The following is a 12852-nucleotide window of genomic DNA, read 5'->3' as shown; positions in this document are numbered from 1 at the left end:
CGGCACGCACCGCGGCACTCGCCCGCCTCACGCGAGCAGCCCGCGCAGGGCGGCGCCGACGAGGGCGATCCCCTCGTCGATCTCGTGGGCCGGACCGGCCGCGTAACCGAGCACCAGCCCCGGCGGCCCGGCACTCATCCGGTGCCACGACAACGGGTGCACCTTGACGCCCCGGTCGAGCGCCGCCGCCGCGAGGCCGGTGTCGTCGAGGTCGCCTGCGCGCGCCTCGTCGAAGGTGACCATCAGGTGCAGGCCCGCGGCCGCGCCGTGCACCCGGGCGCCGGGCAGGTGCGCCGCGACGGCCCGCAGCATGACGTCCCGCCGTCGCCGGTGCCGCAGCCGGACGTGGCGCAGATGCCGTTCCAGCTCACCGGAGTCCATCAGACGGGCGAGGACGAGCTGGGCGAGGATGCCGTTGCCGAGGTCCGCGTAGCGTTTGGCGGTCACGACGGCGTCCAGCCGGTCCGGCGGCACAAGCAGCCAGCCGACGCGGAGCGCGGGCGCCAGCAGCTTGGACACGCTGCCCGCGTAGCAGACCCCCTCGGGCATCAGGGAGCGAAGGGCCGGTACCGGCGGCCGGTCGTAACGGTGCTCGGCGTCGTAGTCGTCCTCGATCACCACGCCGCCGTCGGCCGCCCAGTCCAGCAACTCCCGGCGGCGTTCCCCGTCCAGGACCACTCCGGTGGGGAACTGGTGGGCCGGGGTCAGCAGCGCCGCCCGGGCTCCGGAGGCCCGTAGCGCCCCGACGTCCAGGCCTTTCGCGTCCACCGGGACGGGCACGACCGTATGCCCGTGGTACTCCAGCTGCTGGCGTGCGCCGAGCGATCCGGGGTCCTCGACGGCGATACGGCGGATGCCGTCCCGCAGCAGCATCAGGCCGAGCAGGCCGAGTGCCTGGGCCACGCCCGCGACCACCACCACCTCGTCCGGGTCGGCGCGGATGCCGCGGTTGCGGGCCAGCCAGCCGACCACGGCCCGGCGCAGCGCAGGCGCGCCCCGGGGATCGCCGTAGCCGAAGTCGGCGGGGGTGACGTCGGCCAGTACGGCACGCTCGGCGCGCAGCCAGCTCGTACGGGGGAACGCGGCGAGGTCGGGAACGCCCGGGGAGAGGTCGATACGGCACGGCACTGCCCGCAGGGCGTCGACGACGCCCTCGCGGTCGGCCGAACCGAAGGGCACGGGCCCTGGCCCCGGTGTGCCGTGGCCGCGGTCACCGGGCGCCGCGGGCACCGCCACGACCACCGTCCCGAGCCGGCCGCGGCCGGCGATCTGACCGGACTCGGCGAGCCGCCGGTATGCCTCGGTGACCACCCCCCTGGTGACATTCAGCTCGTCGGCGAGCACCCGGCTGGCGGGCAGCCTGGTTCCCACGGGCAGGCGGCCGTCGGCGATGGCCGACCGCAGCCGTTCGGCGAGCCAGGCGGTACGCCCGCCGGGCGGCGCCTGGCCGATGTCCAGCTGGAGGAAGTCCGATCCACCGGCCTCGCCGGGACTCGCCGAGCCGACTCCCGTGGCGCCCGTCACCGGACTTTTGGACCCCTTGGGGACCGGGTTCGTGGACCTGCCCATGGCGTCCATTGTGGGGGCAGGGTGGAGGGCATGGATACGACTTCGGCTTCGTTCGGGCGGCTCGTCCCGGGCATCGTGGGGATGGTGCTGGTCGGCAGCAGCGTCACCGTCTCGCACGGGCTCGTGGACGCCCCGCTGTTCACCACCCAGGCCGTCAGGTACGCGGTCGCCACCGTGATCCTCCTGGTCGTCGCCCGGGTCGCCGGCGCTCGGCTCGTGTGGCCGCGCGGTCGGGAGTGGCTGTGGCTGACCGGACTGGCGGTCACGGGTCTGGTGCTCTTCAACGTGGCCGTGGTGCGCGGTGTCGCGCATGCGGAGCCCGCGGTGATCGCGGTCGCCGTGGCATGTGTGCCGGTGGTTCTCGCAGTGGTGGGCCCCTTGCTGGAGCGGCGCTCGCCGAGCCGTCAGGTCCTGGTGGCCGCGCCCGTGGTCGTGGCGGGCGCGGTGCTGGTGGAGGGTACGGGGCGCGCGGACACCGCCGGAGTGGCGTGGGCGGCGCTGGCCCTCGGGTGCGAGGCGGGGTTCACCCTGCTCGCGGTTCCGGTGCTGCGGCGGCACACCCCGTGGGGGGTGTCCGTGCACGCGACCTGGCTGGGCGCCGTACTGCTGGCGGTTCTCGGCACCGCGCTGGAAGGGCCCTCGTCCGTACGGGAGTTGTCCGGGGCCCAGTGGGCCGCCGTCGGCTATCTGGCGCTGCTGGTCACGGCGGTCGCGTTCGTGCTGTGGTACTCGACGGTCCGCGCGGTCGGGGCCGGCCGGGCCGGGCTGCTCACCGGCATCGCCCCGCTCGCCGCGGCGGCGGCGAGCGCCGCCGGGGGCACCGGCGCGCCCGCCCCCTCGGTCTGGGCGGGCATCGGCGTCGTCGTCATCGGCCTGGTCATCGGCCTGCGACCGCGTGGCCTGCGCGGGCGCGAGGGTGAAGGTGCGGTCGCGGACACCGCCCGGCCCCCCGCGACGGACCCGGCGACCACCTCGGCTCACGCCGGGCAGACGCCCGCGGACCGCTACTAGGCCCGCCCGGGTCACGCGCCGGGGTGCAGCCCCAGCCACCCCGGGCTCGGGTCCCCGTGGACCTCGCCGAAGTACAGCGTGAAGGTCTGCTTCCAGCGCTCCACCTCGGCGCGGTCGGCCATGAAGCGGGGGAACTCGGCGAAGTGCGCGTTGGGGTACTCCCAGGCGGGCTTGAGCCCCGGGGGCGGGGTGATGTCCGTGCGCACCGACCAGCCGGTCGCGGACTGCTGCCGGGGCGTCGAGAGCCACCAGTTGAGGTACAGCTTCGCGGCGGTGGGATGAGCGGCGCGCCGGAAGATCGCGGCGCGCTGGCCCCAGGCCATGAACGGGGCGTCGTTGTCGGGGATCGCCCAGCGCAGCGTGGCGCCGGAGGGGGTGACGGCCGCTCCGCTGCCACCGACACCGATGGTCTTCTGCTTGTTGGTGACGGCGAGGGCGGGGGTGTGCGTGCCGCGCGCGAACTGGATGCCCTGGGCGGCGAGTCGGGCGATCCAGTCCCAGCCGTAGGTCTCGGCGTAGAGCTTGTAGAGGAAGAGGGACGCGTCGTCGTCGTTGGGGTAGGACGAGGCGATCCGGTCCTTCCAGCGGGGGTCGACCAGGTCCTGCGGTGTGCGGGGCGCGTCGGCATCCGCCGCGACGATGTCGTACATGAAGCTGAACGCCGAGAGGCGGATGGCCACCCAGGCACCGTCCCGGTCCCGCAGCGATGGGTGAACCCGGGCGAAGCCGGCCGGCTTGTACGAAAGCAGGTGGCCCTCCTGCTTCCAGCGCGGGAAGTCCTGCAGCGTCTGGAAGTGGCCGACGTCCGGCACCAGCGTGCCGGTGGCGAGCTGGTTGTCGATGCGGGCGTCGTGGAACTTGCTGTAGTCCACGACCATCGTCAGGTCGATGCCGGGGAACTGCTGGGTGAACGCCTGGACGTTCGCGGTCTGCTGGGAGGCGATGTCGCCGCCCGCATAGACGACCAGCCGACCGCCCTCGGCCAGAGCTGCGCGGTAGAGCTCGTCGAGGGTCCGGGTCTCTTCGAGGACCGGCTTGCCACCGACCGGCTCGCCACCGAGGGGCGTCGCGGCCGCCGCGTGGGGCAGGGCGGCGGAGAGGGCACCTGCGCCGAGTGCGGTGCCGGCGGACAGGGCCTGGCGACGGCTGAGGAATCGGGTCATGGGGGGGCTGCTCCTCGTCATCGGCCTCGCGATGTGGGCGGGTGGCCGGGGGGCGGGATGCCCTCACCCTGACACGTTCTCCCCGTCGGCCCCCGTGCCGTGTCCCCGTTCGACCATGACAAGTCCTCGACACACCCCTTGCCCCCGGCCGCGTCCTAGGTCATCGCGCCTGTGGCACGGGGCAGTTCACCGCACCGGGACGCGTCGCGGACGGCAGCGCGGGCCGCCCCGGTGGCTCCCTCGCCCGGGGAGGTCTCGCCGCCACCGGCCTACGGTCCGTCCGGTGTCACCGCGCCCGGGCACGGTGTCGACCGCGGGATAGGATGAGAATCCAATGTGGTCGAAAACGGACATCAGTGAGGTCGCCCCGGCGACACCCCACGCAACCGCCGCGCCTGCCACGGCCGACGGCCAGATCCCCGGCTTCGGCTTCAACCCTCCGGCCGTCCCGGTGCCCGGCTTCGAGATCGCCGAACTGGCGGACCTGTACGACCGGATGCCCGACGGCAGTCTCGAACGCGTCCACCGTGTGGACTTCCACACCGTCACCCTCGTCACCGAGGGGAGCGGAGAGCACACCGTCGACTTCGTCGCCCACCCGTGCCGCCCCGGGACGCTGCTGTGGATCCGCCCCGGGCAGGTGCAGCGCTTCGACCGCCCCGGCGCGATGAACGGCCCGCACCTGATGTTCACCCCCTCCTTCCCGGGGCTGCCCGCCGGCACCGAGCGGCTGGTCGACGAGTGGGACGGCCCGGTCTGCCGGCAACTCGGCGCGCATCCGGACCGCGCCGTCCTGTCCAACCTGCTGGGCCAGTTGCGGGCCGAGTTCCTCCGCCCGCCCGGCACGGTGTCCCGGGACATCCTCCAGCTGCTGCTCACCACTGTGCTGCTGCACGTCGACCGCCTGCCCCGGCAGGACGACATCGACGGCCCGCGCTCCGACGGGGAGATCTACGCACGTTTCCGCGCCGAGCTCGAACACTCCTACACGGCCACCCGGCGCGCCGAGGACTACGCCCAGCGCCTCGGCTACACGGTCAAGACCCTCACCCGTGCCTGCCTGGCCGCCACCGGCCGGCCGGCGAAGCAGGTCATCGACGCCCGCGTCGCCCTCGAAGCGAGGCGGCTGCTGGCACACACCGACACACCGGTCGCGGTCATCGCCCGCCGTCTCGGCTTCTCCCAGGCCACCAACTTCGGCAAGTTCTTCACCCGCCACACCGACACCACCCCCAGCGACTTCCGCCGCGGCCACCAGGGCCGACGCTGACCCCGCACGGCCGCGGCAGCGGCGACCGAGTCCGTTTCTGACCTCGACGAGTCCGCCAGTCATCTCGTCCGGCCGCGGTTTCCCACGGAGGATCGGCAACACGGCCGGACCGACCGTGCGTACGAGGCCCCCGGGCCGCCCAGCCCACGGCGATCCCGGCCGACCCGCTTCCCGGTGGTCGGTGACCGCCGGTTCCCGGAACGGGCTGTCCATGCGGCCCGTCCAGTTCGTACGACCGGAGCACAGCACCATCGTGAACGCCCTGAGACTCAGCGACTACGCCGACGCGATCGCACTCGACGAACCCTTCCGCCCCGGCACCACGGACGCGCCCGACCGCCCTGTCCTCGTGCGCGCCGCACTGGCCGACCTGATCGCGGACGGAACCGCCGCCCGGCTGCGGCTGTCCGGATCGGAGATCGAACGGGTCGCGGACGAACACCCCGCCATGGCACGGCAGTTGCTGACCGCCCTGCTGACCGTGCGCCCCGCGGGCGGCTGGAGTCCGGCCGCGCTCTCCCGGGTCGACTCGCTGCTGTCCGCCGAGGCCGCCGACCGGGTGTCCGTGAGCGCGAAGGATCTGCCCAGGATCAATCAGACCCACCCCGCGAGCACTTACTCCGCCGCCGACCGCACCGCCCTGTGGCGGGGCGACCGCACCACCCTCGCCGCCGACGCCGTCGTCAACGCCGCGAACGGCGCCCTCCTCGGCTGCTTCGCCCTCGGGCACGACTGCGTCGACAGCACCCTCCACTCGGCGGCCGGACCCCGTATGCGGGTGGACTGCGCCCGTGTCATGGAGCTCCAGGGGCATCCCGAGCCGACCGGCAGCGCGAAGATCACCCGGGGCTACCATCTGCCCGCACGCCATGTGCTGCACACCGTCGGGCCGGTCGTCGGCGGCTCCCCCGACGCCTCCGGCGCACGGGCCCTGATCTCCTGCTACCGCTCCTGCCTGGACCTGGCGGCCGAGGCCGGGGCGCGTACGGTCGCCTTCTCCCCGATCTCGACCGGCGCCCTCGGTTACCCCCGGCTGCCCGCCGCCCGCGTCGCACTGGCGACCGTCGCCGGCTGGCTGCGTGCCCGTCCCGGCACCGTGGACCTGGTCGTCTTCGATGTCAGCGACGACGCCGACCACACCGCCCACACCTCGGTGCTGAGCGAACTCCCCGCCTGGTGACGCCCGCGGCCCGGACAGGCCCGCCGAAGGCCGGGGCCGGCTAGGGCCTGTGGACCGCGTCCACCACCCGGCCGAGCAGCGCGGTGAGCTGGACCGCGTCGGCGCCACCGAGGTGCTCGGCGAGACGGCGTTCGATGTCGATGACGACGAGGTCGGCGGAGGCGAGCAGTTCGCGGCCTGCGTCGGTGAGGTGGAGCTCCTGGACATGGCCGTGGCGCGGGTGCGGCCGACGCTCCAGCTGGCCCCGTCCTTCGAGGCGGGCCACCAGGGAAGCCACCGCCTGCGGAGTGACGTTCAGCCGCCGGGCGGCCTCCGCACCGGTGAGACCGGGGACGTCACGGACGAGAACCAGCAGGGAGTAGTGCGCCGCCGCCATGCCGAGCGAGCGCAGCCGCTGCCCCTTGAGCCCCTGCACGGCGAGTTCCGCCCGGCGCAGCGCCCACAGCAGTCCGTCCAGCGGGCCGCCGGTGGGCGGCGGCATCTCGTGGTCCCTCGACCTGTCGTCCGTCATCTCGTCTTCCCTCGTCACGCGACGAGGGTACGCCATTTCACATGTATCAAACACTTGATATCAAACGCTTGACTCTCGACAGGTGCTTGCTCAAGGCTGGTCGCGTGTCTCGAACCATCGCACTCATCACCGGTGCCTCCTCCGGCATCGGCGCGGCATACGCCCGCCTCCTGTCCCCCCATTTCGACTTCGTCCTGGTCGCCCGACGGGCGGACCGGCTGAACGAACTGGCCGCCGAGCTGGGCAAGGCCGGTGCCGCCGTAGAGGTCCTGCCCGCCGATCTCAGTACCGCCGAGGGCGTAGCCGCCGTGTCCGACCGCCTCGCGGCCGGTGACGTCCGGCTGCTGATCGCCAACGCCGGAGCGGGCGCGTTCTCGCGGCTCGCCGATACCGAACCCTCCGACATCGACCGCCTGCTCACCCTCAACGGCACAGCCCCCGTCCACCTGGCGCGGGCCGCCCTGCCCGGCATGCTGGCCGCGCGCGAGGGCACCGTCATCACGGTGTCGTCCCTGCTGGCCTTCAGTGCCGGGCAGGGGTTCTCGATGCCCCGCACGCTCTACGCGGCCGCGAAGGCGTCAGTGGTGGCCTTTACCCGGAGTCTCGCGGGCGAACTCGCCGGCACGGGGGTGCGGGTCCAGGTGCTGTGCCCGGGCGTCGTGGACACCGAGTTCCACGGCGGCCACGGGCAGCGCCTGCCCTCCGCGATGAGCCCGGAGGACGTGGCGAAGGCCAGCCTGACCGGCCTGGACCTGGGCGAGTCGGTGTGCGTCCCGGGCCTGGAGAACCTGCCCGACGCGCTCGACGCGCTCCTGGCCGCCGAGTCCGGACTGCTCGCCGCCGGCGGCAGCCGCACACTCGCCGCCCGCTACCACCAGGACCAACCCGCGTGAGCCGACGGTCCGGTGAGCGTGTCGGCGCGCTCACCGGACCGTCACAACCCCCTCCGCCCACCCCCCGCCCACCGACTGCCGGACCCTTCGACGGGCGGATGGCTCCGGAGCGGGACGTCGCGTGTGCTCAGCCGGCCGTCAGCAGGCGGACGGGGGTGCCGGCGAGGAAGGCGGTGATGTCCTCCACGGCCTCGGTGTAGAAGGTGCGGTAGTTGCCCTGGCTGACATAGCCGAGGTGCGGGGTGGCGAGCACGTTGGGCAGGGAGCGGAAGGGATCGTCGCCGGGGAGCGGCTCGGTCTCGAACACGTCGAGTCCCGCCCCGGCGATCCAGTTCTCGCGCAGGGCACGCAGCAGCGCCGGCCGGTCGACGATGGCGGCGCGGGAGGTGTTGACCAGGTAGGCGTCCGGGCGCATCGCGCGCAGTTCCGGCTCGCCGAGCAGGCCACGGGTGCGGTCGGACAGCACGAGGTGGACGGAGACGAAGTCGCTGCGGGAGAGCAGGTCCTGCTTGCTCGCGGCGAGTCGGGCTCCGGCCTCGGCGGCACGCTCCGCGGTGAGGTTCTCGCTCCAGGCGAGGACCTCCATGCCGAAGGCGGTGGCGACCCGGGCGACCCGGGTGCCGATCTTGCCGAGCCCGAGCAGGCCCAGGGTGCGGCCGGCGAGGTCCTGGCCGACGGTGGACTGCCAGGGTCCGCCCTCGCGCAGGGCCCGGTTCTCCGTGCCGACGTGCCGGGCCAGGCCCAGCAGCAGCGCCCAGGTCAGTTCGACGGGCGGAGTGGCGCTGCTGGCCGTGCCGCAGACGGTCACGCCCTGGGCGGCAGCGGCGGCGAGGTCGACGGAGGCGTTGCGCATGCCGGTGGTGACCAGCAGGCGCAGCCGGGGCAGTCGCCGCAGGAGGTCCGCGTCGAAGGGGGTGCGCTCCCGCATGATCACGACGATCTCGCAGTCGGCGAGTTCGGCGGCGAGCTCGTCCCGGTCGGCGATGTACTCGCGGAGCGTACGTACCTCGACCTCTCCGGCGAGGGGGCTCCAGTCGGCCAGGGTGAGGGCGGCACCCTGGTAGTCGTCCAGTACGGCGCAGCGGAGGGTCATGCGGGCGTTCTGCCTTTCATCGGTCCGCACGCCGGGTGCGGGTGAGGCGGTTGACGACGACGGTGGCGGCCAGGGCTCCGAGCAGGGGCGCCAGCAGGTACACCGCCAGGAACGGGGTGTCGCCCGCGAGCACGGCCGGACCGAACTGGCGGACGGGGTTGGCCACTCCGCCGGAGAGAGTGCCGAAGGCGATGATCTGCGCGGCGATCAGGGTACCCACCGCCCACGGGGTGAACGGGTCGAGTCGCCGGCTGGAGCCGCCGATTCCCGCGACGACGACGATGCCGAACATGGTCGCGGTCTCGACCCCGGCGACGGCGGCCCAGGACCAGTCGGCCGCGGGGCGGACGGCGGCGTAGTCCACGCCCGGGCCGGCCACGACGCCTCCCCAGACGAGTCGGCCGGCCAGCGTCCCCAGCACGGAACCGAGCAACTGCGCGGCGACGAAGGGCAGTACCTCCCGTGCGGGCGTTCTGCCGTAGCGCCACATGGCGAGGGTGATGGCCGGGTTGACGTGGCCGCCGGTGCGTCGGCCCCAGGGCGAGAGCATGATCGCGGTGATGGTGTAGCCGGCGATCGGGGCGAGCACGAGCAGCCTGCCGTGGAGCGTGTTCCACCAGCCGCCGTCGGCGTCGCTGTCGGTGGGATGCGGGGTGCCCATCAGCCAGCGGGTCGCGGTCACCACCACGAACAGCATCGCCGTGGTGAGGGCGAGTTCGAGCGCGGCCCTGTGAAGGGTGCGCCGCCACGCGGGGGGTTCGGCGGGGCGGGACGCCCTCGGTGTGCCCACCCGTTCCAGGGCGTCCATCACAGCGGGTCCGTCCAGGCGGCGTCGGACCGGGTCAGTACGAAGGCGACGATCGTGCCCGCGGCCAGGAGCAGGGTGGCGACGAGCAACGGCAGGGCGGGGCTGCCGTGCTGGACGGCAAGCGCACCGACCAGGCCCCCGGTGAACATGGCCAGCACCGACAGGGCACGGCGGCCGACTTTGCCGCCCTTGCCGCCGGCGGCCCGGCTGTCGGCGGCCATGCCGGTGATGGTCAGCGTGAGGACGGTGGTGGTGAGGTCCGGGACGGCCAGGGCACGGGCGGCGGCGTTCTGGACGCCCATGGCGAGACCGAGCAGCGCGATCAGGGGGTACCGGGCGGTGTCGTCGTACGGAGCACCGGCGCTCTGGGCGACGACGTAGGCCGCCAGGACCAGGGCGGTCTCCATGACGAGTGCCAGGTGGAGCACCCGGCCGCGGTGGGCCCGGGCTCCGTGGGCCACCCGGCCGCCCAGCAGGGCGCCCCCGGCGAAGGCGGCGAGCGCGGCCAGCGAGGCGACGAGCGAGAAGCCGGCGGCACCGGCGAGGGCGAAGCCGGAGAAGACGACGTTGCCGGTCATGTTGGCCACGAAGACGTGGCCCAGGACGAGGTAGCTGAAGGCGTCCACCAGGCCGGTGACGACGGTCAGCGCGAGCATCAGCGGGGGCAGCGGGCCGTGCCGGTCCCGCCGGTCGGGCACCACGGTGGTCCACGCGTCCCGCAGTACGGCGTGCATGTGCGTTACTCCCGTTCGAGGGTGGCAGGGGGCCGGACCGGGCCGGGTCCGGCCCCCTGCCGGAGGTGTGCGCTCAGTCCTGGGCCGTGGCCTCGGCTATGACCTTGTCCGCGGTGCGGAACGCCTCCAGGGCCGCCGGGGCGCCGCAGTAGACGCCGGTCTGGAGCAGGACCTCCTGGATCTGCTCCACGGTGCAGCCGTTGGTCAGGGCGCCGCGCACATGGCCGGCCAGCTCGTTCATCTTGCCGAGCGCGGTCAGCATGGCGATGTTGATCAGGCTACGGGTGGCACGGTCCAGGCCGGGCCGGTTCCACACCGTCCCCCAGCAGGCCTCCGTCACCCATTCCTGCACGGGCCGGGTGAAGTCGCTGGCGGCCGCCAGGTTGCGTTCGACGAACTCGGCGCCGAGCACCTCCTTGCGGATCCGCAGTCCCTCTTCGAAGCGGCTGCTGTCCGTGCGGTCGTTCTCCGTCATGGCGGTGCCTTTCCTGTGCCTCTCACTTGCCCGCGAACTTGGCGCCGAGCAGGTTGGGGTCCTTCTGGGTGAAGTACGCGGCGCTCGGGACGAGGATCCGGTCGCCGCGGATCGCGAGGGAGGTGGGGCCCTCCAGCCCGTCCTTCGCGGTGAGGACGATGGTGTGGCTGCCGTTCGGCCGCACCATCGCCACCTCGTTGGTGCTGTTGAGGGCGACGAGCAGGGTGTCGCCCTTGCCGGTGAAGGAGAGGTCGTCGGCGGCCGGGAGGCCGGTGGCGACGGTGCGGACGTGACCGGCGGCGCCGTGGCGGCCCACGGGGATGCGGAGCACGGCGCCCGCGTCGAGGCTGGTCGCCCAGACCGCGCCGTTGTGCACCTTGATGCCGTTGGCGCCGAGGAAGCTCTGCTGGGCCAGGGCCTTGTCCGTGGACCAGGCGGTGGCCTTGCCGCCCTTGACCGGGGCGCGCCAGACGGTGCCCAGGACCGAGTCGGCGGCGTAGAGGTGGCCGGAACGGGCGTCCAGGGCCAGGCCGTTGGGCAGGCCCCTGGCCGGGAGCGCGGCGATGCGCTGCGGCCCGCCGCCGGGGCGCAGCTTCCAGATGCCGGTCAGGTCGGCGGTGCCGGTGGCGTAGTTGAAGTACAGGGTGCCGTCCTTGGCGCGGACGATGCCGCCGAGGAACGGCGAGGACAGCACAGGGGTGGTGGAACCGGCCGCGGGGGCGGGCAGGGTGGCGAGGACCTTCACCTTGCCGTCGGGTCCGATCGCGGCGATCTGGCGGGACAGGGCGAAGGTGACGGCCACCGAGCCGTGCGGCAGCAGGGTGATGTTCTCCGGCTGCTGGCCGGCGGCCAGGTCCAGGTGCGCGACGATGCGCGGCGCGGACACCGGGGCGGTGGCGGCCGAGGCCGGGCCGGAGGTCGCGGCCAGGGCTCCGGCCGCCAGGGCGGTCACGGCGACGGACGAGACCACGTGCTTGGTCGACATGGGGATCCATTCGGGACAGGAACCAGCGTTCGCGCCCAGCCTGCGGCCCGACCGCCTCAGCAGTCCAACATATGGATCAGCACGCAGCGATCGGCAATACCGATCGGCGGTGGGCCGTACGCCCGTCGATCCCGGCCGACGCCCGCCCACCAGGCCCGGCCGGCGCCCGCCTACCTGTCCTCCCCCGCGTCCCCGTGCCGCTCGATGACGTGCAGGAACGCGGCGGCGGCCGGCGCCAGCCGCTTGCCGTCGTAGACCACCGAGACGTGGTGGACGGCCTCCTCGTCCGCGAGCGCGAGGATGCGGGCACCGTCCGGCGGTTCGTCGTCGGCCTTGAGACCCAGCACCGAACCGGGCCCGAGGATGGAGGAGCGGGGCACGACGGTGACCCCGACACCCCGGGAGGCGAGGCGGATCATGTCGTACATCTGCCCGACCTCGAAGTGCCGGCCGGGATCCACGCCCGCGCGGGCGAAGGCCGCCTCGACCTGGCGGCTCAGCCCGGTGCCCCGGGAGAACTGTATGACCTGGTCCCCGTCCGGGAGGTCACCGAGAGCGATCATCTCGCGGTCGGCCAGCGGATGTTCGCGGGAGACGACCACCACGAGCGGGTCCCTGCCCAGCAGCCGGTGGTCGAGGCCTTCCGGCACCTGACGGGGGCCCAGCCCGACCACGGCGAGGTCGAGTCGGCCGGACAGCACGTCGGCGGCCATCTCGGAGCTGGGCGCGTTGGTGACGTGGAAGTCGATGCCCGGGTAGCGGACGTGGTAGTCGGCCATCACGTCGACCATGTCGAAGGGGCAGGCCAGGGTCTGCACCAGGCCCAGGCGCAGCCGCCCCCGGCGCAGGCCCGCCAGCGCGTCCAGGGCGGCCTGGGCGTTCTCCACGTCGGCGAGGACGCGCCGGGCCAGCGGTTCGAGCAGCTCGCCCGCGGCGGTCAGCCGCACGGAGCGGCTGGTGCGGCTGAACAGCGTGGCCCCGACGTCCTTCTCCAGCCGGGCGATCTGCTGACTGAGCGCGGACTGCGCGACGTAGCAGTTGGCCGCGGCCTGCGTGAAACTGCGGGTGTCGGCCACGGCCAGGAAGTACTTCAGATGCCGTAGCTCCATGAGCCCTCATCCATCTGTTATGCCGATCGGCATGAGCGGATCCATGTGTTG

The 12852-nt window shown here is 73.4% G+C and carries 13 protein-coding genes; 4 read left to right on the top strand and 9 right to left on the bottom strand.

Annotated elements, in window-relative coordinates:
• Nucleotides 1–27: 27 nt before the first annotated feature.
• Nucleotides 28–1578 carry a PLP-dependent aminotransferase family protein gene (locus ACIPSJ_RS42065; RefSeq protein ID WP_401353929.1) on the bottom strand — a complete coding sequence of 517 codons (1551 nt, stop codon included), beginning with the start codon at nucleotides 1576–1578 and terminating at the stop codon, nucleotides 28–30.
• 21 nt (nucleotides 1579–1599) lie between these two features.
• Between ACIPSJ_RS42065 and ACIPSJ_RS42060 the strand changes: the two genes are divergently transcribed.
• Complete coding sequence (locus ACIPSJ_RS42060) at nucleotides 1600–2580, top strand: DMT family transporter (RefSeq protein WP_401353927.1); 981 nt, start codon at nucleotides 1600–1602, stop codon at nucleotides 2578–2580.
• 11 nt (nucleotides 2581–2591) lie between these two features.
• Here ACIPSJ_RS42060 and ACIPSJ_RS42055 read toward each other — a convergent pair whose 3' ends face one another.
• The gene (locus ACIPSJ_RS42055; RefSeq protein WP_401353925.1) at nucleotides 2592–3743 is read right to left on the bottom strand and encodes an ABC transporter substrate-binding protein; all 1152 of its coding nucleotides are present in this window, start codon (nucleotides 3741–3743) and stop codon (nucleotides 2592–2594) included.
• Nucleotides 3744–4077: 334 nt separating this feature from the next.
• On the opposite strand from ACIPSJ_RS42055, the gene ACIPSJ_RS42050 reads away from it, so the two are divergent.
• The gene (locus ACIPSJ_RS42050; RefSeq protein ID WP_401353923.1) at nucleotides 4078–5013 is read left to right on the top strand and encodes a helix-turn-helix domain-containing protein; all 936 of its coding nucleotides are present in this window, start codon (nucleotides 4078–4080) and stop codon (nucleotides 5011–5013) included.
• Nucleotides 5014–5194: 181 nt separating this feature from the next.
• A complete protein-coding gene (locus tag ACIPSJ_RS42045; protein ID WP_401353921.1) occupies nucleotides 5195–6193 on the top strand; it encodes a macro domain-containing protein in 999 nt (332 codons plus the stop codon).
• Between the two features lie 40 nt (nucleotides 6194–6233).
• Here ACIPSJ_RS42045 and ACIPSJ_RS42040 read toward each other — a convergent pair whose 3' ends face one another.
• Nucleotides 6234–6722, bottom strand: coding sequence for a MarR family winged helix-turn-helix transcriptional regulator (locus ACIPSJ_RS42040; protein ID WP_401353919.1), 489 nt, complete (start codon nucleotides 6720–6722; stop codon nucleotides 6234–6236).
• A gap of 86 nt (nucleotides 6723–6808) precedes the next feature.
• On the opposite strand from ACIPSJ_RS42040, the gene ACIPSJ_RS42035 reads away from it, so the two are divergent.
• On the top strand, nucleotides 6809–7597 hold the full coding sequence (locus ACIPSJ_RS42035) for an SDR family NAD(P)-dependent oxidoreductase (protein WP_401353917.1): 789 nt from the start codon (nucleotides 6809–6811) through the stop codon (nucleotides 7595–7597).
• A gap of 127 nt (nucleotides 7598–7724) precedes the next feature.
• Here ACIPSJ_RS42035 and ACIPSJ_RS42030 read toward each other — a convergent pair whose 3' ends face one another.
• The 6 genes from ACIPSJ_RS42030 to ACIPSJ_RS42005 form a co-directional block, all read right to left on the bottom strand.
• On the bottom strand, nucleotides 7725–8690 hold the full coding sequence (locus tag ACIPSJ_RS42030) for a D-2-hydroxyacid dehydrogenase family protein (protein ID WP_401353915.1): 966 nt from the start codon (nucleotides 8688–8690) through the stop codon (nucleotides 7725–7727).
• A gap of 16 nt (nucleotides 8691–8706) precedes the next feature.
• Complete coding sequence (locus ACIPSJ_RS42025; protein ID WP_401353913.1) at nucleotides 8707–9498, bottom strand: MIP/aquaporin family protein; 792 nt, start codon at nucleotides 9496–9498, stop codon at nucleotides 8707–8709.
• Nucleotides 9498–10232, bottom strand: coding sequence for a YoaK family protein (locus tag ACIPSJ_RS42020; RefSeq protein WP_401353911.1), 735 nt, complete (start codon nucleotides 10230–10232; stop codon nucleotides 9498–9500). The genes ACIPSJ_RS42025 and ACIPSJ_RS42020 overlap by 1 nt, the downstream gene beginning before the upstream one ends.
• A gap of 73 nt (nucleotides 10233–10305) precedes the next feature.
• On the bottom strand, nucleotides 10306–10707 hold the full coding sequence (locus ACIPSJ_RS42015) for a carboxymuconolactone decarboxylase family protein (protein ID WP_365681492.1): 402 nt from the start codon (nucleotides 10705–10707) through the stop codon (nucleotides 10306–10308).
• 22 nt (nucleotides 10708–10729) lie between these two features.
• Nucleotides 10730–11692: an SMP-30/gluconolactonase/LRE family protein gene (locus tag ACIPSJ_RS42010; RefSeq protein ID WP_401353908.1), complete on the bottom strand. Its 963-nt coding sequence runs from the start codon at nucleotides 11690–11692 to the stop codon at nucleotides 10730–10732.
• Nucleotides 11693–11862: 170 nt separating this feature from the next.
• The gene (locus tag ACIPSJ_RS42005; protein ID WP_401353906.1) at nucleotides 11863–12801 is read right to left on the bottom strand and encodes a LysR family transcriptional regulator; all 939 of its coding nucleotides are present in this window, start codon (nucleotides 12799–12801) and stop codon (nucleotides 11863–11865) included.
• Nucleotides 12802–12852: the final 51 nt, after the last annotated feature.

Source organism: Streptomyces sp. NPDC090088 (assembly GCF_044747345.1).
Classification (GTDB): Bacteria; Actinomycetota; Actinomycetes; order Streptomycetales; family Streptomycetaceae; genus Streptomyces.
Note: the sequence above shows the minus strand (reverse complement) of the source record. Positions and strands in the feature narration are given on the sequence as shown.